At 60.5% G+C, this 21495-nt stretch carries 23 protein-coding genes and 1 pseudogene; 4 read left to right on the forward strand and 20 right to left on the reverse strand.

The features are described 5' to 3' along the window. Positions 1-82: 82 nt before the first annotated feature. The 6 genes from AC0L4F_RS02335 to AC0L4F_RS02360 form a co-directional block, all read right to left on the reverse strand. On the reverse strand, positions 83-598 hold the full coding sequence (locus AC0L4F_RS02335) for an AAA-type ATPase lid domain-containing protein (RefSeq protein WP_244684821.1): 516 nt from the start codon (positions 596-598) through the stop codon (positions 83-85). Continuing rightward, complete coding sequence (locus AC0L4F_RS02340) at positions 562-1929, reverse strand: sigma 54-interacting transcriptional regulator (protein WP_244684823.1); 1368 nt, start codon at positions 1927-1929, stop codon at positions 562-564. The genes AC0L4F_RS02335 and AC0L4F_RS02340 overlap by 37 nt, the downstream gene beginning before the upstream one ends. 102 nt (positions 1930-2031) lie before the next feature. Then, positions 2032-2406, reverse strand: coding sequence for a Rossmann-fold NAD(P)-binding domain-containing protein (locus AC0L4F_RS02345; RefSeq protein WP_348524055.1), 375 nt, complete (start codon positions 2404-2406; stop codon positions 2032-2034). 5 nt (positions 2407-2411) lie between these two features. Beyond that, on the reverse strand, positions 2412-2828 hold the full coding sequence (locus AC0L4F_RS02350) for an SDR family NAD(P)-dependent oxidoreductase (RefSeq protein ID WP_348524056.1): 417 nt from the start codon (positions 2826-2828) through the stop codon (positions 2412-2414). A 9-nt stretch (positions 2829-2837) separates the two neighbouring features. Beyond that, positions 2838-3812: an LLM class oxidoreductase gene (locus AC0L4F_RS02355; RefSeq protein ID WP_244684826.1), complete on the reverse strand. Its 975-nt coding sequence runs from the start codon at positions 3810-3812 to the stop codon at positions 2838-2840. Continuing rightward, positions 3805-4602, reverse strand: a complete 798-nt coding sequence (locus AC0L4F_RS02360; protein WP_244684828.1) for a CmcJ/NvfI family oxidoreductase — start codon at positions 4600-4602, stop codon at positions 3805-3807. Before AC0L4F_RS02360 ends, AC0L4F_RS02355 begins: the two co-directional genes overlap by 8 nt. Positions 4603-4878: 276 nt before the next feature. Between AC0L4F_RS02360 and AC0L4F_RS02365 the strand changes: the two genes are divergently transcribed. Next, positions 4879-5787 (forward strand): LysR family transcriptional regulator, encoded by a 909-nt coding sequence (locus AC0L4F_RS02365; protein WP_244684830.1) that lies wholly within the window; start codon positions 4879-4881, stop codon positions 5785-5787. Positions 5788-5812: 25 nt separating this feature from the next. Here AC0L4F_RS02365 and AC0L4F_RS02370 read toward each other — a convergent pair whose 3' ends face one another. The 10 genes and pseudogenes from AC0L4F_RS02370 to AC0L4F_RS02415 all read right to left on the reverse strand — a co-directional run bounded on the left by AC0L4F_RS02370 (position 5813) and on the right by AC0L4F_RS02415 (position 15162). Next, positions 5813-5911, reverse strand: coding sequence for a hypothetical protein (locus AC0L4F_RS02370; RefSeq protein WP_348524063.1), 99 nt, complete (start codon positions 5909-5911; stop codon positions 5813-5815). A 104-nt stretch (positions 5912-6015) separates the two neighbouring features. Next, positions 6016-6564: pseudogene (locus tag AC0L4F_RS02375) on the reverse strand (aspartate/glutamate racemase family protein); the annotation flags it as partial. Beyond that, a complete protein-coding gene (locus tag AC0L4F_RS02380; RefSeq protein WP_244684832.1) occupies positions 6456-6953 on the reverse strand; it encodes a nucleoside deaminase in 498 nt (165 codons plus the stop codon). The pseudogene AC0L4F_RS02375 and the gene AC0L4F_RS02380, both read right to left, overlap by 109 nt. After that, a complete protein-coding gene (locus AC0L4F_RS02385; protein ID WP_244684834.1) occupies positions 6943-7917 on the reverse strand; it encodes an ABC transporter ATP-binding protein in 975 nt (324 codons plus the stop codon). Before AC0L4F_RS02385 ends, AC0L4F_RS02380 begins: the two co-directional genes overlap by 11 nt. Beyond that, positions 7914-8888, reverse strand: a complete 975-nt coding sequence (locus AC0L4F_RS02390; protein ID WP_244684836.1) for an ABC transporter ATP-binding protein — start codon at positions 8886-8888, stop codon at positions 7914-7916. The genes AC0L4F_RS02385 and AC0L4F_RS02390 overlap by 4 nt, the downstream gene beginning before the upstream one ends. Further along, a complete protein-coding gene (locus tag AC0L4F_RS02395) occupies positions 8885-10324 on the reverse strand; it encodes a chlorohydrolase family protein (protein ID WP_244684838.1) in 1440 nt (479 codons plus the stop codon). The genes AC0L4F_RS02390 and AC0L4F_RS02395 overlap by 4 nt, the downstream gene beginning before the upstream one ends. Then, a complete protein-coding gene (locus tag AC0L4F_RS02400; RefSeq protein ID WP_244684840.1) occupies positions 10321-11502 on the reverse strand; it encodes an amidohydrolase family protein in 1182 nt (393 codons plus the stop codon). Before AC0L4F_RS02400 ends, AC0L4F_RS02395 begins: the two co-directional genes overlap by 4 nt. A 5-nt stretch (positions 11503-11507) precedes the next feature. Continuing rightward, positions 11508-12458 (reverse strand): ABC transporter permease, encoded by a 951-nt coding sequence (locus tag AC0L4F_RS02405; protein WP_244684856.1) that lies wholly within the window; start codon positions 12456-12458, stop codon positions 11508-11510. Positions 12459-12471: 13 nt separating this feature from the next. After that, positions 12472-13455, reverse strand: coding sequence for an ABC transporter permease (locus AC0L4F_RS02410; protein WP_244684858.1), 984 nt, complete (start codon positions 13453-13455; stop codon positions 12472-12474). 129 nt (positions 13456-13584) lie between these two features. Next, positions 13585-15162, reverse strand: coding sequence for an ABC transporter substrate-binding protein (locus AC0L4F_RS02415; RefSeq protein ID WP_244684861.1), 1578 nt, complete (start codon positions 15160-15162; stop codon positions 13585-13587). 164 nt (positions 15163-15326) lie between these two features. On the opposite strand from AC0L4F_RS02415, the gene AC0L4F_RS02420 reads away from it, so the two are divergent. Further along, on the forward strand, positions 15327-16016 hold the full coding sequence (locus tag AC0L4F_RS02420) for a GntR family transcriptional regulator (RefSeq protein ID WP_244684863.1): 690 nt from the start codon (positions 15327-15329) through the stop codon (positions 16014-16016). Next, entirely contained in the window at positions 16013-16687 is a 675-nt protein-coding gene (locus AC0L4F_RS02425; protein ID WP_244684865.1) for a flavin reductase family protein, read from the forward strand. Before AC0L4F_RS02420 ends, AC0L4F_RS02425 begins: the two co-directional genes overlap by 4 nt. Positions 16688-16762: 75 nt before the next feature. Here the strand turns inward: AC0L4F_RS02425 and AC0L4F_RS02430 are convergent, their stop codons facing one another. Beyond that, on the reverse strand, positions 16763-17710 hold the full coding sequence (locus AC0L4F_RS02430) for an SDR family oxidoreductase (protein ID WP_244684867.1): 948 nt from the start codon (positions 17708-17710) through the stop codon (positions 16763-16765). 157 nt (positions 17711-17867) lie between these two features. Here AC0L4F_RS02430 and AC0L4F_RS02435 point away from each other — a divergent pair, with 157 nt between their 5' ends. Further along, positions 17868-18767: an AraC family transcriptional regulator gene (locus AC0L4F_RS02435; protein WP_244684869.1), complete on the forward strand. Its 900-nt coding sequence runs from the start codon at positions 17868-17870 to the stop codon at positions 18765-18767. Positions 18768-18981: 214 nt separating this feature from the next. Here AC0L4F_RS02435 and AC0L4F_RS02440 read toward each other — a convergent pair whose 3' ends face one another. The 3 genes from AC0L4F_RS02440 to AC0L4F_RS02450 are packed head-to-tail and all read right to left on the reverse strand — an operon-like array spanning position 18982 to position 21450. Then, positions 18982-19959, reverse strand: a complete 978-nt coding sequence (locus tag AC0L4F_RS02440) for an ABC transporter substrate-binding protein (RefSeq protein WP_244684871.1) — start codon at positions 19957-19959, stop codon at positions 18982-18984. Further along, positions 19956-20696, reverse strand: coding sequence for an ABC transporter ATP-binding protein (locus AC0L4F_RS02445; protein WP_244684873.1), 741 nt, complete (start codon positions 20694-20696; stop codon positions 19956-19958). The genes AC0L4F_RS02440 and AC0L4F_RS02445 overlap by 4 nt, the downstream gene beginning before the upstream one ends. Then, a complete protein-coding gene (locus AC0L4F_RS02450; protein ID WP_244684875.1) occupies positions 20683-21450 on the reverse strand; it encodes an ABC transporter permease in 768 nt (255 codons plus the stop codon). Before AC0L4F_RS02450 ends, AC0L4F_RS02445 begins: the two co-directional genes overlap by 14 nt. Positions 21451-21495: the final 45 nt, after the last annotated feature.

Here is a 21495-nt window from a genome sequence, read left to right on the forward strand (position 1 = left end):
GTGTGGTCGGGTCTTCGGACCCGGCTGCATTGGGGCGTTTTGACGTGAAATCCTGATTTGCGCAAATTCGCGTCTGCGGCTACTATTCGGGGCGCATGATGCCGTATTGTTTCATCTTTCGGTGGATCGTTGCGCGCCCGATGCCCAGGTTTCGCGCGGCTTGGGTGACGTTCCACCGCGCCCCGGAAAGCGCATCCGCGATCATGGTGCGTTCGTCATAACGTGCATTGGGCAGGAGGTCCGTGCGCGTGTCGGCCTGTATCGGCACATTCTGGGCAATCGCCTGCAAATCGGTCCGAGAGATCCGGCGGCCGTCGCCTTCGATCAGGGCTTGCTGGAGCACATTGCGCAACTCGCGCACATTTCCCGGCCAATGGTGCATGCGCAATGTTTCGGCGGCCTCCGGGGTGATGACGACATCCTTGCCCGACAGGGATGTGGCCAGCGCCTGCGCAAGGTGCGCAATCTGTTCGCGGGCCTTGAGCGGCGGCAATGCGATCACGGTGCGGGCAAGCAGATAATAAAGGTCATCGCGGAAACGCCCCTGTTCCACGGCATCAATCAAGGATTTCCGGCTAGTCGCAATGATGCGTGGCATGTCGCCGCTTGTCGGGGCCGGATCAAATTCATCCAGAACGGATCGAAGGCCTGCGCAAAGCCGGGCATCTCGTCGATATTCTCAAGAACGATGGAGACCGGGCCCAGCATGTCGCAGGCAAAGGCGCCGGCAACGCGGGCCTGATCGACCAATGTCTGGAAATAAACCCGATCATCCGGCGTATCATCAAGCGATGCGCAATCGACGGTCATGATATTCGATGCGGCCAGGTCTTCGTCCTGAAACAATGCTGCGATCAGGCTGGATTTGCCGGTGCCGGATGGCCCTTCGATCAGAAAGGGCAGCGACCGGCGAAAGCAGGCTTGTGCCCGTGCGGCCATTGTCGCCATCACATCGCTGCCCAAAGACAGCTGTTTCAGCGACGGGGACAGGCGGCGGCGCTGTGGGCGCGGGGCCTCTGTTTGCTGAACTGGGGGCCGGGCGCGTTGTGGTTTTCGGCTTGTGTGGCTTTTGCGTGCTGCGATGTCCACGGTTGATCCGTGATCCATCCGCACGCTCATCACCCGTTCCGGCACCCGGTCCAATGCCGCGGCATCGGCGCCAAACATCGCCTCAAAGGTCTTGCCGCGAAGCCGGTTGGCGGTTTCTGCGCCGGCAATCACATGCGCATGCGCCGTCGCGCCCAGAATGATCCCGTCGTCATTGACCGCAACCAATTCCGTACTTTGCAAAAGATCGCGTTCCGCGCGCGGCGATACGGAAAGGATCAGCGAGTCTTTGAATTTCCGCTCGAACAGCAGGTGTTGAATGCGGCCGGCAGCGGTGCCCAGCAATTGGCGGGCGAATAGATAATCTGCGGTGTTTCCCCGGTCGAGCATAGAGAAGTTGACGGCCCCGATCAGCTGGTTTTCGGCGTCAAAAAGCGGAACAGCGGTGCAGGAAAACGGATGAAGCAAAGAGAAATAATGGTCTTTCCCCCGCACGGTAAAGGCCTTGCCCTCGGACAGGGCCATGCTGATGCCATTGGTCCCCGCGATCCGTTCGTCCCAGCAAGAGCCATAGGCAATGCCGTTCTTTTCAAACACCGCGCGGCCGTTATCCGGCCCCTCCAGCCGGAGCAGAACACCATTGGTGTCCGTCAGCACCATGCAAGCGCCGGTCTCTGCTGCGATGCCCGCCAATTGGCGAAAGATCCCGTTGCGCCCGCCGGTCCGTTCGACCATTTCTTCCAGCCGTGGGGCAACCTCGGCGCTTTGCATCCGCAGAATGGGGCGCGCGGCATCGCGCACCAGCTTGTAGGTCCGCTCGCATCGCTCCCAAGAGGCACCAACGGCCGCCTCGGGTTTCGTTCGTGCCGAAATCCCGTTCATAAGTCCTCCCTCTGGCGATCTTATCCAAGAAGGGTCTGCGTGGGAATGTTTTGTTTGTCCCACGCCAGCCGCCTGAGAAATACAGTTGCCCGGGTCCTGGCCCTAGGTATTCCGGCGGAGACCCTCGGTGATGTCCTGAAGGACCTGCATCACGTCAGCGGCGTGATTTTTATCAAGCGCGGCTTGATGCGGCTGGGCGAACCCACCGCTGTCATTGTCAAAATACTTGCCCGAGGCCGTTGCAAAATCCGCGCCGGTCGCCGCCGCCGTCAGGATGTCTGCGCCAATCTGAATGTCATTGCCAGCCACGCCAAACCCCTCTTTGACCATTTTCGATGCCAAAAGCGATCCGGGGTTCACGGCAATCGCCACGGGACCATTGGGATAGGTCTGGGCGAAATGCTGGGTCCAGATGGTCAATGCCAGCTTGCTTTGGGCATATGCGCCGAAATCATCCAGCTTTGCCTGACCGGCCATGGCCTTCAGGTTGATCGCGGCCTGGGCTGCGAAGACAGATTCACGATCCGCCCATCCCGGGGGATGATCGGCAAAAGGGCATTGGTCAACACATAGGGCGCAAAGGTATTGACCATGAACCGCACATCAAAACCATCGGGCGTCGTGGGGTTCGCCACCTTGTAGACGCCCGCATTGTTGATCAGCACGTCCAGCGGATCATTGCTTGTGGTCACTTCCGCCGCGAGCTTTTCGACCTCGGCCATATTGGACAGATCGGCGGCATAGGTTTTGACCCCGCCGCCCAGTTCCGCCGCCGCGGCGGCAAGTTTCGACGGGCTGCGACCGTGCAGCAGGATTGTATGGCCTTGCATCGCCAATGTTTTGGCCGTGCGCAAACCAATGCCGTCTGTTGATCCGGTGATAAGAATGGTCTTGGGCATACTGTGTTCCTATGTGGCAAAGTCAGGCAGCACATCATCTGCCAAACGTTTCAATGTGGTCTCGATCTCTGCTTCGTTGAACCGCAGGTTCAGGGCGACGTGATTGATGCCCAGTGCCTCGATCTCGTGCAAATAGCGGCGCAGGAAGGTGGTGCCGGATTGAAACCCCAGATGGATGGGGCGCGGCCCGGCATCGGGATCGGGCAGCACATCAATATAAAGCGATTGCATCACGGGTTTGTCCAATTCGCCGGTGTCCGCAACCCGCTGGCGATAATCGGCCACGACGCGACCCTGGGCTGTGGCATCACGGGGATAGGTCATCCAGCCGTCGCCATTCTGTGCGGTCCAATCCGGGGTTTGCTGGCTGCCACCGGTAATCAGCAGCGGCAGGCGCGGGCCCGATGGTTTGGGCAACATATCCATGCCGCCGGACAGGGTGCCGTGGCTATTTTGCAGGCTGGGGTAGGGGGCCGCAAGGCTCCGGATATAGGCAACGCTGTCGCGGAACCGCGCACCGCGATCGGCAAAGCCCATGCCGAGGGCCGGGTATTCCTCTGGTCGATCCCCCGAGGCCACTCCCAACAGCAACCTGCCACCGGAAAGCACATCCACCGATGCTGCGGCCTTGGCCACATGGGCGGGATGGCGCAGGGGCAGCACGATACTGGCGACGCCAAGGGCAATGTGCTGTGTCGCCGTGGCCAAAGCGCCGAGATAGACAAAGGGGTCATGGATCTGCCCGGCGTCGCCAAAGCTTGGCACGTTGAACGGCACATCACGCAACCAGACAGCGGCAAAGCCAAGCGTCTCTGCCAGTTGCACCCGCGCGATATGGCGGTGCAAGGTCGGCACGGGATTGTTGCCGTTGGCCTCGATTGGGGCCACCAGCCCAAGCGTCAGACGCGCGGGCCGGAACGTGGTGTCATAGGCGCGGTTGATGGAGGCAAAGGTGTTTGCGGGGGTGGTGGCAGTGTCAGGCATGGGGATGCTCCGGCTTAAATCGCACCAAGGTTCGGCTTTCGATGCTTTGGCGGATCACGGACAGGTCCGGGTCTTCGACCAGATCGACGGCGCTATGCGCAACCGAAGGACGTCCCGTATTGTCGTAAATGTTGAAAAAGACGACCTCGTCCGGTGTCATCCGGGATTGATAGATCCATTCGTGGTGCGCATTTGCCGCCAGTCCCATGATTGAGCCGCGCCGATCCGGGTAGATCAGATCCAATGTGATCCAATCCTGATCCGCAACGGTCGCGGGCCGCACAAACCCTAAAGGCGCGCTGTTGATCGGATTGCCAACCGGACGCCAGACATTGACAAAGGCGTAATGCCCCTGCGCCCATTGCGCGGCCTTGTCCGCGCCCAGCAGATCGACAAGCCGCTTTCGGGCGCCATCAACGCTATAGTCGCTGTGCACATTGCGCGCGGGTCTGCGGCTGGCGTTGGGGTCGTCGGTCCGCAGGGTGTGATCAAAGACAATCACCTCTTGCGCGGCAATCCTTTGGGTCAACAACGCGGTCAATTCGGCGTCATAGACGGGCTGCCACGCGGTGTCGTTGTCAAAGGATGTCACCTCTGTGGGGCTGCGTTCAAAGCTGACCCCATCGGTTGCAAAGCGGGTTGTCCTGCCTTGGCGCACATCATGCAGGGCGATTTCGGTTTCCACCAGTTCCGGGGCTACCAGATTGCCGGCAATACCGCCCGCGTCAATTTCAAACGCTTGGCGACCTGGGGTGTGAACGTGGTAATTGACGTGACCCGTGCGTGCCATCGGGCGCTCCTGTGTTTGAAGGTGGCAAGTGGCCCTGAACATGTGGGGCAGGGAAATGGTGAGGGCCTGTGGATCAGGCCAGATCATTCACAACAGGCAGACAAACCGGAATCCAATCTTCGGTGGTCGAGGTCACGGCACGTAGGGAATAGGCTGTCATGGCTTGATCTTTCTTTGCTGGAAAATCACCTCTGTCTTGCTGGGATATTTATCTATTGATGATGCCGCGTAAATTGGTCAAAATCGTATTCATAATTTAGGTTTTGGATATAAATCATGGACACTGCCAGCCTGCGCCTGTTCGTCCTTGCTGCGGAAAAACTGAACATCAGCGCCGCAGGGCGCGAGCTTGGGCTTGCGCCTGCTGTGGCCGGGGCGCATCTGGCGAAGCTGGAAAATGCGGTGGGTGCGGATCTTTTGCATCGGACGACCCGCAAAGTGTCATTGTCGTTGGAAGGGGCCGAATTCCTGCCATTCGCGCGCGAAATACTGGCCCAGGAAGATGCCGCACGCGCCGCTTTGGGCAAAGGTCATGCCACGCCACGCGGGACTTTGCGCTTCACCGCCCCCAGCACATTCGCCCAGCTTTACATCGCCCCGATCTTGCCGGAGTTTCTGCGCCGTTATCCCGATTTGACGCTGGATTTGCGCCTGTCCGACAGCGTGTTTGACCTGATCGAAGGCAGCTTTGATCTGGCGATCCGCAATTCGGCGCTGGAGGATTCCAGCCTGAAGGGTCGCAAGCTGGCGGATGATGTGCGCATGTTATGCGCGTCACCGGGCTATCTGCGCGACAATGGCGTGCCGGCCCATCCAAGTGATCTTGCGAAGCATCAGTTGATTGCATTCAAAAACCAATCGGCACGACCGCTGATCGGGCCGGGCGGAGAGCGCGAGGTATTTGCCCCGGCCGCCGCCAAAAATCGCCTGATACTGGATGATGGCCTGACCCAGAAATTGGCAACCATTGCCGGTGCAGGCATTTCAATCAACTCGCGGTGGAGCGTCGACAAGGAACTTGCCTCCGGGCAATTGGTGCAGGTTCTGCCCGATTATGCCGTTGCCGATAAATCCGTGCTTTGGCTGGTTTACCCGAATTCCAACGTTTTGTCGCCAAAGGTGCGTGTGTTCATGGATTTTCTGGTCGAGAAAATCGTCAGAAACCGACCCTGGGCGGGGGGCTAGTGTTCTGAATTGGCTGGGGAAACCCTTACAAAAGCATGGCGCGTGCGACCACGGCAGAGGTTGCAACCCCATCAATGCAGGGCAGGCCCGTGCGCGTTTCAAGCGCGGTCTTGAGGCCCGACATGCCCGCGCAGCCCAGCACAACGGCCTTGGCGCGGCGCTCTGGGCCGTTGCGATTGTGGTGACAAGCTGATCTTCGACCGCCGTGCCACCGGCCTCGACCGCCAGAACCGGCAGGCCGGAGGCAAACACCCCGGCGCAGGCCGCATTGTGGCCATAGGCATCGACATTGGCGGCGATCACCGGCACCGACACATCCAGCGTGGTGACAATCCCGAAGGCACCACCATGCAGCGCCGCGACCGACATGGCGGCCTGACCGATGCCAATCACCGGGCAATGCGCCGCGTGGCGCACCCGGTCCAGCCCGGTGTCGTCGAAACAGGCGATGACAATGGCATCCACCTGTTCCGCCTTTGCACGGGGCAACACCCCCAACAGACCGACAACCGCCGCTTCGCCATCCGCCGCGCCCTGAATTGCGGGCGGACCGTCGTGATTGGTCCAGCCCAAAATCTCGGTCTCTGGTGCGGCGGCGCGGGCGGTGGCCACAATGCTGTCGGTCATTGCCACGGTCGCATTCGGGTTGATGTACAGCAGGCGCATGGTCAGACGCGGGATTTGGCCAAGGTGGCCCAATCCGTCAGGATCGTGGTCGCCTCGGACGCCATGTGCTGTTCGGCGGGCATCTTGCGGGCATGTACCCCATGGCCGCATTCATGGATGAGCCGATCGACATCCACCGGAAAGCGCGCGGCCTCGGGCAGATCGCCGATGGCGGCACCGGCCTGATCCATATCGGCGGCATAATACAGCGCCGCAATCCCCGCGATGTTCATCGCCGCCACGCAAAGCGCACAGGGCTCACAGCTTGAATACAGTTCACAGCCGCGCAGATCGACGGTTTCAAGATTGCGACAGGCATCGCGGATCGCCTCGGTTTCCCCGTGCGAGGTGGGATCGTGGTTGATCAGCGACTGGTTGATGCCTTCGCCGACGATCTTGCCGTCCTTGACGATGACCGCGCCAAAGGGTTCGGTGCCGGGGGTGTTCAGCGCCTCTGCCGAAATCTCTATCGCGCGGCGCATGAAGGTTTCATTGTACATCGGTTTTTCCTTGTTCAGCGGCAAAACAGGCGACCCGGCGATCATGTACCTCGGGGCGGCGTTGCGGGCGTTCGACCTTGCACCGATCAAAGGCCAGCGGGCAGCGCGGATGAAAGCTGCACCCCGAAGGCGGCGATACCGGCGAAGGCACCTCGCCGCCCATCGGGCTTCTGTCGCGCTTTGGCGCCTCAAGATCGGGGATCGTTTCCAGCAAAAGCTGGGTGTAGGGATGCAGCGGATTGGCGAAAAGATCGGCGGTGGGCTGAATTTCTACGATCCGGCCCAGATACATCACCGCAATCACATCCGCCATGTGGCGTACCACGCTGAGGTCATGGCTGATGAAAAGATAGGTCAGCCCCATGTCTTTTTGCAGCTTTTTCATCAGGTTAAGAACCTGCGCCTGCACCGAAACATCCAAGGCAGAGGTGGGTTCATCGCAGACCAGGAATTCAGGTTCCCCCGCCAGCGCGCGGGCGATGGAAATCCGCTGGCGTTGCCCGCCGGAAAACTCATGCGGAAATTTAAGCCCATCCGCCGGGGCCAGCCCGACCGTGCGCAACAGCTCATCCACCCGCGCCGAAACCTGCTCGGTTGGCGTGTCGGGGCGCAGGGTGCGCAGCGGTTCGGCAATGATCCGGCCCACGCGCCAGCGCGGATTGAGGCTGGCAAACGGGTCTTGAAAGATCATCTGAAGCCGGTCCCGGTCGCCATGAAACCGGATATTCCCACCCGAGGGCGGATGCAGCCCGGTCACCAGCTTGGCAATGGTGCTTTTGCCACAGCCGCTTTCCCCGACCAGCGCCAGTGTTTGTCCCCGCTGAATGGCGAAATCGACGCCATCCACCGCGCGCAACGTGCGGCGGGGTTTACGCTCGATCAACCGGTTGAGCCAGGGCGCGGACACATCGAAACGCCGTTCCAGCGCATCAACCTCAAGAATGGCATTGGGGCGAATGTTCATGCGACCTCTCCTTTCGTGCCCAGCCAACAGGCCGCGCCGGTGTGTGTGCTGTCGATCCGGGGGATGTCGCGGTGGCACCGTGGCCCGGCATGGCCACAGCGCGGATTGAACGCACAGCCCGGCGGGATGGCATTCAACCGGGGCATCGAGCCGGGGATCATCTGCAATTCTGCCACGTCTTTGCGCAGCGACGGGATCGACCCCATCAATCCGCTTGTGTAGGGGTGTTTGGGGCGGCGCACGACATCGTCGACCGTGCCGACCTCGGCCAAGCGCCCGGCATACATCACCGCCACCCGGTCGGCTGTTTCCGCGATGACCCCCATGTCATGCGTGACCAACATCACCGCCGTGCCCCGTTCGCGGCACAGGCGTTTCAACAGCGCGGTGATCTGGGCCTGAATCGAGACATCCAGCGCGGTTGTCGGTTCGTCCGCGACAATCAATTCCGGCTCGGCACAAAGCGCCAGCGCAATGACAATCCGCTGCCGCATACCGCCGGAAAACTGGTGCGGGTAATTGTCGATCCGCTCTTCGACCGCCGGGATGCCGACCTCGCGCATCAGATCCTTGGCACGTTCGCGGGCGGCGGATTTATCAAGATCGGTGTGCAGACGGATCGTTTCAACCAACTGATCCCCGACCCGAAACAACGGATTGAGTGAGGTCAGCGGATCCTGAAAGATCGCACCAATGCGCCGCCCCCGGATGCTCTGCATTGCGGTGTCGTCCAGATCATCAATCCGATCCCCTGACAGATGGATGGTTCCGGCGGCAATCCGCCCCGGGGGCTCCAACAGCCCAAGGATCGACATGCCGGTCATCGACTTGCCCGCGCCGGATTCCCCCACCATCCCAAGGATTTCCCCCTGCCGGATTTGCAAAGAGATATCGTCAACAGCGGTCAGAATGCCCTTGCGGGTGGGAAATTCGACGCGCAGGTTTTGCACGTCAAGAACGACATCACTCATGGCGTGGCCCTTTCGTAGCTGGGGGTGAAAATCGCGGACACCGGCGGATGGCCGGTGGTGCGGTCGGGGTATTTGGCGATCAATCCGTCAAATTGCGCCTGCGCGCGGGCGGCGTCTTTGGTTTCGTTAATGCCGGGGATGACGCCATCGGCCATCACATGCCGCCCGTCGATCCAGACATCGCGCACATCCCGGCCCGAGGTCGATGTCATCAGGGTTTGCACCGGATCGGGTGTTTGCAGGGTGTTGCGCAGGTCGATCACCGCAATATCGGCCTTGGCCCCCGGGGCCAGACGGCCCAGATCTGGCCGGTTCAGCGCCCGCGCGCCGCCCAGTGTGGCGGCGTCAAACATATCTTCTGATCGGATCGCCTCCATCCCATCGGCCAGCCGCGCGGTCATCATGCCGATCTGCATGTTCAGGATCATGTCGGCGGGATGTGTGTCGGTGCCAAGGCCAATGTTGATGCCTTTGCCACGGCATTTCGGAAAGCTCTTGAGCATCCCGCCATGGCGCGCCGACACCAGCGGACAATGCACCAAAGTGGCCTCTGCCCCGGCAATCAGGTCAAATTCCGCTTCGGTCGCCTGGGTGCCATGCGGCAACAGCCAATTGTCCCGAAGCGCACCAATGCGGTGCAGCCATTCAATCGGCGCGCAGCCGTGTTGTTCGCGCACCAGACGCAATTCCACGGGCGATTGGCTGCAATGCTGGCGCACCGGCGCGCCCATGTCGGCGGCGATATCCGCCGTGCGCTGCAACAGCGTTTCGGTGCAGGTTTCAATCCGGTCGGGCGCAAACATCGCGCGAATGCGCCCGCAGGCCACCCCATCAATCCGCGCGGCAAAATCCGCCGCATCGGCCAGGCCTTGCAATCCGCGTGCCTCATCAAATGTGGCGCGAATGTTGCCCGCATTGTCCGTCACCTGACCACCGGTGCGATAGGCGGGGCCAAGATACACCCGCAGGCCAAGGTCCTCGGCGGCGGCCGCCGCGGCATCGAATTCTGCGACCGTTTCGCCCCATGCGCGGTAAAACAGCGAGGCGATGGGCAGTGCCGTGGTAATGCCGTTGCGGATCAGCTGGGCAAAGGCATGGCGCTTCTGAAACGCCAGCTCCTCCGGCGAATACATCTCATACGGGCCGCGTGCGACATAGGTTTCGGGCCAAACCCGGCCCTTTTGCCACGCCGGGCCGTTGTCGTAGCCCAGGATCGTGGTGTCGAGGTCCGACAGCGCATCAAGGTCGATGAACCCGGGGCAAATCACCGCCGCGCCATAGTCGATCCGCCGCGCGACTTCGCCGTCAAAGCCCGTGCCGACGAAGACCACTTCGGTCCCGTCGATCACCACAACGCCGTTTTCAAACACCACATGGCGGCCATCGCGGTGGCCGATGACCCATCGGGCCGAGAGGAGAGTTCGCGCGCCCATCATGGGGCCTCGATCACGCAGGTGCCATCGCGCGCGACAACCTCGCCCGCCTTCAGCACCAATTTGCGCGGCGCATGGGTGACAACCGCTTCGGCCAGCGTCGCGCCCTCGACCAGCAGGCAATCGGCGGTACAGCCAAGGCCCAGGCCATAGCCCGCCACCCCCATGATCGCCGCGCCGCCAAAGGTGCAGATATCCAGCGCCAATTCGACCTCATCATCCCGGCGCAGATTGTTGCGCATGCCGATCTGCATCGCCTTTTCCAGCATGTCGGAATTGCCATACGGCCCCCAGGTGTCGCGAATGCCGTCACAGCCCGCCCCGGTCAGAATGCCGTGCGCCTTCAGCTCCTTGACCGCCGGAACAGGGGCCGAGGCCGGGGCCGTCGTGAGGATGTGAATGCGGTTCTCCGCCAGCTTTTCCTGCAACCCGGTGACATAGCCGCGATCCACCGCGCCCAGACAAAAGGCATGTGAAATCGACACCTGCCCCTGCATCCCCAGCGCGACGGTGCGATCAATGATTTCCTCCATCGAGAACCAGCCAAGCGCGTCGCGTTCGTGCAGGTGAATGTCCACCGGCTTGCCGTGTTTTTCCGCCAGCGCAAACACCGTGTCCAGATGCCCCTTGGGGTCATGTTCCATGCCGCAGGGGTCAATTCCCCCCACCAGATCCGCGCCAAGCGCCAGCGCCGCGTCCATCAACTCGGCGGTGCCGGGGCGGGTCATCATGCCCGATTGTGGAAAGGCGACGATCTGAATATCCACCATGCCCGCCAGCTTTTCGCGGGTGGCCATCACGCCCTCGATCCCGGCCAGACCGTGATGGGTGTCCACATCCACATGGCTGCGGATATGGGTGCACCCGTGCGACATGGCGAGGATGGCGTGGCGCTCGCTTTGCACCTGCGGATCAAGGCCGAGCGAGACTTTGACCTCGCGCTCATTGTTGATCTTGTCGATCAGGCGCGGGCCGACCTCATTGCGATACCAGGGCAGGCCGAGCAGCGATTTATCCAGATGGGTATGCGCCTCGACCAGCCCGGGGATCACGATGCGCCCGCCACAATCAATCACCTCGGCGTTTGGCGCGGCTTCGGCGGCGAACACACCGTCAACGATATGCAGGTCGGTTACAGGGCCGCCCATCGGGCGCACGTTTTGAAGGGTCTTGGAAGTCACGTTAATCACCGCAGTTTGGGGTTGAGCGCATCGCGCAGCCAGTCGCCGATCATGTTGACCGACAGCACGATCAGACAGAGCTGGATCGACGGAAACACCACGATCCACCACAGGCCGGAAAACAGATATTGATTGCCGATGCGGATCAGCGTGCCAAGCGACGGCTGATCGGGTGGCATGCCGACACCGAGGAACGACAATGTTGCTTCTGACAGGATCGCCAGACCAAAGTTCAGCGTGGCCGCCACCATGATCGGCGTCATGCAATTGGGCAGGATGTGTTGCAACATGATGCGCCAGGATTTCACCCGGATCAGCTTGGCCGCCTGCACATATTCCTTTTTTGCCTCGACCATCGCCGAGGCCCGTACCGTGCGCGCATATTGCACCCAGGACGGCACCGCGATGGCAAAGATCAGGATCGGCGCAGCCAAGATATCCTTCAGCCCGGTGGGCAGGGATGCGCTGGCAATTGCGGTGATCAGAATGGCGATCAGGATAAACGGCATCGACAACAACACATCGCCGACCCGCATGATCACATTGTCGATCCAGCCGCCGAAATATCCCGCCATCAACCCCAGCGCGAGACCAACGCAAAGCGCCAGCAAAACCGAAGCAAAGCCAATGATCAGCGAAATGCGCGAACCATAAAGCACCGCCGAAAGGATATCGCGCCCCTGGGTGTCGGTGCCAAGGATATAGGGCCATTGGCGGGCCTCATTCCAGATCGGCGGAATTTCCGAATTCCAAAGCTCCAGCGCGGCCAGATCATAGGGGTTCTGTGGTGTGATCCACGGCGCAAGAAACGCCGTAAGCGCAACCAGGATCAGCAACCCAGCGGCAAAAATCGCCGAAGGATGCGAGCGGAAGGAATACCAAACGTCGCTCTCGCGCAGCTTGTCCAGCCGGTTGCGCAACGTGGTGCGTGCGGGCACGGGAAGGGTCTTTTCCATGGGGGTCTCCTGCTCAACCATTGGCACGGGCGGTGTCATCGCGCAGGCGCGGATCAACCCAGGCATAGGTGATGTCGACAAGCGTGTTCAGCACGACAAAGATAAAGGAAACGATCATCAGATAGGCCGCCATCACCGGGATATCGACGAAGGTCACCGCCTGAATGAACAGCATCCCCATGCCGGGCCATTGAAATACCGTCTCGGTGACCAGCGCAAAGGCGATCAGATTGCCGATCTGCATGCCCGTCAGGGTGATCACCGGCATCAAACAATTGCGCAGCGCATGGCGCCATTGCACGCGGGCGGTGGGCACGCCGCGGGCGCGGGCGAATTTGATGTAATCGGCGCGCAGGGTTTCCAGCATCTCGGCGCGCACCAACCGCATCACCAGGGTGACCTGAAACGTCGAAAGCGAGATTGCCGGCAATATCAACGCCGCCCGCCCCGAGGGTGTGAGCAACCCGCTCGACCACCAGCCGATATCCACCGTTTCGCCGCGCCCAAAGGCGGGCAACCACCCCAGCGAGACCGAAAAGGCAAGGATCAGCAGAATACCCACCACGAAACTGGGCAATGACACCCCGACAATGGAGCTCAACTGCAATATATTGGCCAATCGACTGTCGCGATAAACGGCGGTGATCACCCCCGCCGGGATACCCACCACCAGTGAAATCACCGTTGCCACCAGCACCAATTCGAACGTCGCAGGGAACCGATCCTTGATCAGCACCATCACATCCTGTTGGTTGCGATAGGAAATTCCGAAATCCCCCTGCACCGCATTGGTGACGAACCGGGTGTATTGGACAACAAAACTGTCATTCAGCCCCAGCCGTTCGCGCAATTCCACGCGGTCCTGCAGGGTTGCCTGCTCATTCACCATCATTTCGACCGGGTCGCCGAAAAACCGGAAGATCACAAAGGCCAACAGCGCCACTGCCAGCATGACAAAAGCCGCATTGGCGGTGCGTTTAAGAAGAAAGGCAATCATTCCGGTCTCCAGTGCCAGGGCCGATCAAGGGGCATGCGCGGCCCCGATCTTGCCAAACAAACGTTTAAGTGGTCCGGGGGATGGTCCCCCCCGGACAGTTGGACCGCCAAAGGCGATCCAACACTTTGATCAGGAATCCGAACCCATCTGCGCAAACCAAAGGCGCGGCTTGGCATCGGGGAACAATGGCATGTCTGCCACGTCCTCGGTCACGGCCCAGGCCATCGGTTGTTGGTGCAGCGGGATCATGATCATCTCGTCCTTGACGATTCCCAGCGCTTCGGTTTGCAGGGCAAGACGCGCTTCAAGATCAAGCTCGCTCCCGGCGGCATCAATCAATGCGTCCAGCTCTGGATAGGACCAGCCGCCCCAGTTGAAGACACCCGCATTGCCGTCTTTCGAGTGAAAGATCTGCAACAATGGTGAATAGCTGTCGAGCAATGGCAAAGTGGCCCAGCCAAGCGTGTAGACATCGGTCTTGCCGTTGGTCCGTTTGGGCGATTGCACCGCGCGCGGCGCCACGTCCAGCTTGGGCGACAATCCGATCCGGCTCCACATCGACGCAATCGCCTGGCAGAATTGTTCTTCGTTCACCAAACCGTCGCTCAGGCAGTTGAATTCAAATTCCAACCCTTCGGCAACACCGGCCTCGGCCAGCAGCGCCTTGGAGGCTTCTGGGTCGAATTCCGGCAGGGTATCCAATGCCTCGGTATAGCCGGGGATCGGCGGGGCGATGGTGGCCCCGGCATTGCGGGACTTGCCGCGCATGACCTTTTGATGGATCAGGTCGAGGTCAATCGCCTTGTAAAGCGCCTCGCGCACTGATTTTTCCACAAACGGGTTCGCCTCTCCGGTGGTCAGCGTGTCGCGGAAGGGGAAGCCAATCATCACGGTGCGCAGGTCGACGCCTTCCAGAACTTCGACATTCGGCGCGGCCACAAGGCGCGGCAAATCCTGCACCGGCGCGTCATTGGTAAAGCTGATCTCTCCCGACAACAGCGCAGCAACCCGCGTCGCGGCAGAGTTCACCGGCGTCAGCTCGATCTTGTCGAGGTTATGCTGCGGCTCGTCCCACCAGTCGGGATTGACAACAAAGACCGTCTTGGCGTCGGGCTGGCGACTTTCGACGATGAAGGGGCCAGTGCCGTTGGCGTTATAAGTGGCATAGCCTTCGGTGCCTGCGCCGACATCGGTTGGCATCAGCGCATCGTTTTCGGTCATCCATTCATTGTCAAAGATATGAATGTTGGTCAGATCGTTCAGCAACAGCGGATAGGTGCCGTTCAGGGTGATATCGACGGTCAGCTCGTCGACCACCTTGGAGCTGACATAGGCCGGCAGGTTGCCTTTGAGCGGCGAGGTTTCGTGGCTGACCCGCGTCAGCGATGCAACGACATCTTCGGCGGTGAAAGGGTTGCCATTGTGAAAGGTCACGCCCTCACGCAGCTTGAAGCGCCAGGTGATCTGATCTTCCAGAATTTCCCAGCTTTCCGCCAGTGCGGGTTCGATCTTGAGGTCTTTGTTATAGCGCACCAGACCTTCGTAGACGTGGTTCAGCACGTTGATCGTGAAACTGTCGCCAAAGGAATATGGGTCAAGCGAGCCGATATCGCGGTTGGCGCCCCATTTCAGCACATTCTCGGCCTGTGCTGTGCCTGTAAATGCAGCAACTGCTGCTGTTGCGAGCAAGAGATGTCGTAGTTTCATATTCTGGTCCCCGTCATGGAAGATTGTATTTCGGATTCGGCGAAATTGGATACGATGTATTTTGGGTGGCACAGTGAATGCGATGTGACAAGTAAATTGTATCCAATTGACGAATTTAATTGTATGCGATATGCATTGTGCGAATTTGATGGGCAGAACAGATTATGAGTGACACCAAGACCACCCTGACCGACGCGGTTCATGACCTGCTTCGCAAGGCAATCATCGAACAAGCCTTGAAGCCGGGGATGCGGCTGCCGGAGGATACCGTCGGCGAACAGTTCGGTGTTTCGCGCACGATCGTGCGTCATGCGCTTGTCCGGCTGGAACACGAAGGGCTGGTTGTGACCCGGCGCAATCGCGGGGCTTTTGTCGCCGAGCCGTCAAAAGAAGAGGCGCAGCATGTGTTCGAGGTGCGCAGATGCCTGGAAAACGATGTTATTCGCCTGCTTTGTGCGCGGATGCCGAAAAGCGGCTATGATCGGCTCGAAGCGCACGTGCGACAGGAGCAAACCGTCAGGGGCAAGGACGGCCCGGTCTCGATTCGTCTGGCCGGTGAATTTCACGTCTTGCTGGCCGAATTGACCGGAAACCCGGTGCTGACGCGCTATATCTCTGAGGTGGTGCTGCGCTGTTCCCTGATCATGTCGCTATATGCCCGCAGCCATTCGTCCGATTGCGCCGTGGATGAACATTCACAGATCATCAATGCGATCCGCGTCGGCGACCCCGATCGCGCCATCGACATCATGGAACATCATCTGGGCGCTGTCGTCGACCGTGCGGACCTTGCACCCCAGGCAGATAGTATCCAATCCATCCTCTCACACTACGGCAAGGAACTTGTCCAATGACCTTGAAAGACGGCTATCATGCCTTTGACTTTGCGGATCTGTCCCCGCGAGAGGCCTATAAGGTCATGATCGGAACCATCGTGCCGCGCCCCATTGCCTGGGTCACGACGATTTCGCCCGATGGCGTGGTGAATGCGGCACCCTATTCGTTTTTCAACTGTCTGTCCGCCGATCCGCCGATTTTGGCGCTGGGCGTCGAAAACAAACCGGACCGTGGCTTCAAGGACACGGCCTATAACATCCGCATGACGGAATGCTTTACCGTCAACATTGTGGATCGGGTAAACGTCGAGGCCATGGCCGTCACCGCCGCCGGGTTTGAGCCCGAGGTCGATGAGCTTGCCATGGCCGGGTTGACGGCTGTGCCGGGGGATCACGTCAAATGCCCGCGCATCGCCGAGGCGCCGGTGGCCTTTGAATGCGAACGGTATCTTGGAATCTCGGTCAGTTCCGCGCGCGAGATCATTCTTGGCCGGATCGTGCGGGCACATATCCGCGAGGATGTGATTGATCCCGAATCCTATTATTCCGACCACGAAAAGCTTGATGCGCTTGGCCGGATGGGCGGCAATGGCTATGCCGGGACAATGGATTATTTTGATCTGCCGACGCCATCCGCCGAGGATATTCTGAAAAACCTTGCGGTCCGCACCGCCTCTGGCGGCGCATGACGCTGGGGCGGCGGATGGCAGGAAAGACCGGGGTTTGTCCAATCTTTCACCGCCGCTGCCGCCCGCGCGTTCCGGTCAAATCTGCCAGGTAAAGCCGGTTTCTTTTTCCGAACGATCCCAAAGCTTTACCGTCACGGCCTTGTCATGCGCAAAGGATTCCAACGTGCCTTGGCCCACCGGGCCGACCCATTCCATGCGTCCTGTGGGGCCATATAATGCCTTGGGCTTCAGCCCGTCTTCGGTGGCGCACATGACTTCTGGATAGGCGCCCTTTTCGGCGGATTGCACCATTGGTGACAGCGACATAAGCCCGAATACGAGGCGCGAGGTCAGGCTGCCGCTTGTGCGGATCAACGAGGTCGCGGAAGATCCGGGGTGACAGACAAAGACGCGCACGCGTTTTCCCGCCGCTGCGATCCGGTCTTGCAGCTCATAGGCGAACATCATCTGCGCCAGCTTGCTTTGGCTATAGGCGGGATTGGCGCGATAGGCCTTGTCCCAGTTCATATCGTCGAACTGAATGGTCCGCAGCCCCATCTTGTAGCCAAGGCTGGCAACAACCACGATGCGGCCTGCACTTTCGTCGATGCGATCAAAAAGCATGCCGCAGAGGACAAAATGACCATAATGGTTGGTGCCCAGCTGGCTTTCGAAACCATCTTTGGTGAATTTCTGTGTCGGCACCTGCGCGATGGCGGCGTTACAGATCAGGGCGTCAATGCGCGGCACGGTCGCCAGCACCTCTGCCGCGGCGGCGCGCACGCTGGCCAATTCAGCCAGATCCATGCGAATGAAACGCACATCGGCCTTTGCGCCGAATTCCTGTTTCAGATCGTCGACGGCGGCGGAAGATTTTTCGGCGCTGCGGTTCAGCATCACCACCTGCGCACCTTTGGCCAGCAGAATGCGGGCGGCCTGAAATCCTGCACCGGCATTGGCACCGGTGATCAAATAGGTTTTGCCCGCAAGCGAGCCGAGGCGGTCTGGCGTCCAGCCTTTGGGGCCAAATTGGGTGTCTGTCATGATCTTGATCCTTCCAGCGACGGCCAGCGGCCGCGCAAATGGTTGCTGTTCTGATCAGGGATCTAAATGTCGCGATGGATGGAAAATAGCCAGGATCATCGCGAATACTTGCCCGATTGTATCAACCGGGTTGTTTTGTCCAAATGCATGGCCCTAAATGACCCTCATGACAAAACCGCAGATAAAACAGCTGATCGAAAACCGCATCCATGCGGATGGCCTGATGGAAACCGGCATCAGCGGGGTCAGGCTGTTTCGCGCCACCGCTGCCATTCCCTGTGCCCCTGCGGTGTACGAGCCCAGTGTCATTGCCATTGTGAGCGGAACCAAGGAGGCGGTTCTGGATGGCGAGCGCTATGTGTATGATGACAGCCGATACATGTGCTGCCCGATGTCGATGCCGGTGACGGCGGGCACGCCGGATGCCGCGCCGGACAGGCCGCTTTACGGTGTGTATCTGTCGCTTGATCAACGGATCATGACCGAATTGATTCTGGAAATGGACAGCGCCGGGGGGCTGCCATCTGGCCGGGGCGCGCCGGGAAAACAGGGGGTTTGGCTTGCCCGCTGGGACGAGACATTTTGTGATGCGCTGCTGCGGCTTTTGCAGCTGGGGGAAAGCCAGACAGATACGGCGGTGCTTGGTGCGGCGCGGCTGCGCGAAGTTTATTATGCCATCCTCAAAGGCGAGGCCGGTCCCCTTGCGCGTCAGGCCTTTGGCCCCGGAAATGCCATTGCCCGGTCCATTGCGCATTTGTCGTCTAATCTGGATACGCCAATCTCGATCGAGGATATGGCCGCCCGTGCCGGCATGAGCCGCGCAGTGTTTCACCGCAAATTCAAACAGGCGACAACGATGTCGCCGATCCAGTTCGTGAAATCCATGCGACTGAACAATGCTGCCATGAAAATTGCCGGTGGCGTGACGGTGACCGAAGCGGCGCTGAATGTCGGCTACGTCAGCCCGTCGCAGTTCAGCCGAGAGTTCAAGCGTATGTATGGGCAATCGCCACGGCAGTGGAGCGATGCGCAGCATCATGCGGTGGGATTGGCGTAAGGCGCGGCCAGCCTCTTTGTGGTGCCGGGGGGGCGGTTTGACCGTTGTATTGCCCCGGTAAAGCAAACGGCACGCCAAATTGTCTTGGCGTGCCGTGGGGTTAGGCCACAGGTTCCGGCATCAAAGCTTTGGGGTGCCAGTCATTGTGTCGCCTGTGACCCGCGCCGCGCAGGTCCATGCGACCCAGCGGTGATGCGCGGCAAAGCCTGAAAGCTTAGTGCGCCATCCAGGATTGATCGACCCAGCTTTCAATATCGCCGGTCCATTCCAGCGCCGTGCCGCCCGGCCCCTTCAACACACCACTGTCAAAGAGGAATTTCGCCATGGTGCCAAAGGTTGTCATATTGATTGTGCCGACCGGCGTGTCCCCGTCGCGCAGGAAACCGCCATCGGCAATCGCCTGCATCGAGCCTTGCACCAGCTCGCCGTTCGGAAAATCGCCAGCCGCGATCAACATGTCGGCGGCCGCTGCCGGGTTGTCTGCCGCCCAGGCATATCCCGCCTGAGTGGCCTTCATGAAACGCGCAACCATGTCGGGGCGGTCGGCCAGAATCTCGGTTGTGGTGCCGATATAGCCGTTTTGCTGATCCGGCACGCCGTAGTCGGTATAGGCGAAACTGCTCTGTTCCCGCCCGAGCAAGACGCTGTTCACCCCTTCCCAGGTCGAAACCTCCAGCGTGAAATCAACCGCGCCGTTGGCCAGCGCCTCATAGGCGCCGGTGCCCAATGTCACCGTGTCATATGTCGGCTCGCCGCCATCGGTTTCGATCATGGTGGAAATCAGCGCGTCTTCCCATGCGCTGCCAAACCCGGCATAGATCTTGCCCGTCAGATCCGCAGGGCGGGTGATGGCGGTGTTGGCGCTGTTATAGACCAGCCGCCCGGTTTCGTGCTGCATCGTCGCCCAGAGCGCGGTGATGTCGGCCTCTGCCGCCCGCGCGCTCAGAAACCCAAGCGAGGTCATGTAAGCGAATTCCGTGACCTTCGCGGCCAGCAACGCGGTAGAGGTGCTGTCGGTATACGGCAGGATATCCACCTCCAGCCCAGCATCTTTGTAAAGACCCTGATCGCGGGCCACGATCAGCCCGATGTGGTTGGTGTTCAAGGTCCAGTCGAGCGCAATGCTCACCTTGTCTTCGGCATGGGCCACGGCGGGCAGCGCAAGGCAGGCAGCAAGCAGAATAGGTTTCATGGTGTCTTCTCCAACAAAAGGGATCTGAGCGAGACCCGCATCGGGGCCAGGCTGGCCTCGGTTCGGGTGTCGCGGGGCGAGGGAATGGGCAGGTCGGCCAAAATCCGGCCAGGATTACCCCCCATGACAAGGACGCGATCCGCCAATTGCGTCGCCTCATAGAGGTCGTGGGTCACCATCAACACGCCGCGCGGGGTCCGCGCGAGTTGTTGGCAGAGCCAGTCCTGCATTTTCAGGCGGGTCACAGCGTCAAGCGCGGAAAAAGGTTCGTCCAACAGCACAAATCGGCTGTCCTGTACAATCGTTCGCAAAAACGCCGCGCGCTGTCGCATGCCGCCGGACAGTTGATCGGGAAACAGCTGCGCCGTGCCGTCCAGCCCGAATGCGGGCAACAGCGGTGCGATGCGCGCCTGTGCGTCGCGGCGATGAACCCCGGCGATTTCCAGCCCCAGGGCCGCGTTTTCGGCGATGGTCAGCCAGGGAAACAGCGTGTCCTGCTGCGGCTGATAGGCAATGCTTGGATGCGGCGGGGTCACGGCGCTGCCATCCAGCCGGGCGCGACCCTGTGCGGTCAGCGTCGGTGGCAGGACCCCGGCCAGCCATTTCACCACCGATGATTTGCCACAGCCAGAAGGGCCGATCAGGCAGGTGATTTGGCCCTCCGCCAATTCCAGTGACAGATTCTGCACCAATTGGGTGTCCGCTGCGGCGATGGTCAGCCCTTCAACCTGTAGCATCGTTGTCCCTCCGGAACCGGCGCCCGGTGGCCCGGTCGACCCCGTGCAAGAGCGCAAGCAACAACAAGGTCAGACAGGCAGAGACGACAACGGCGGCCAGCACCAGGTCGGCGCGAAAGTTGTTCTTTGCCGACAGGATATAAATCCCAAGACCGCGCCGCGCGCCTGAATATTCTGCAAAGATGGCGGCCACCACCGCATAGGTCGCCGAAATGCGCAGCCCGGCAAAGAAGGCCGACCGCGCCACGGGCAGGGTCGCGCGGCGAAACACGCTCCATTGTCCTGCGCCCATGGACACCAATTGATCCCGATAGGCCAGCGGCAGCCGGGCATATCCCGACAGCAGGCTGACCAGCATCGGGAAAAACGTCACGAGGATGACCAGCAATACCTTTGGCAACAGCCCGAAGCCGAACCACAACACCATAAGCGGCGCCAGCGCCACGATCGGCACCGTTTGGCTGGCCACCAGCAACGGCATCGCCCCACGGCGCAGCCAGGGCAGGAAATACAGGGCGACCGAAGTGGCAAATGCCACCAGCACCGACAGGCTGAACCCGGTTGCGGTCACCGTCAGGGTGGCCAGTGCATGGCTGCCGATGTCGGCCCGGTTCAACCACAGGCCGCGCAGCACATCATGCGGCGCCGGCAACACCAGCGGCGACACCGCCGCGCGGGCGCAATAGACCTCCCAGGCTGACAGCAACGCCAGCGCAATAAGAACGGTCGGAAAGCTCCGTTTCAGAAACGACATTGGTGTCTCCGATCGCAGGACCGCGCCCCTGCATCCTGTGCAGGG

It is taken from the genome of Marinovum sp. J2-8 (genome assembly GCF_055808435.1).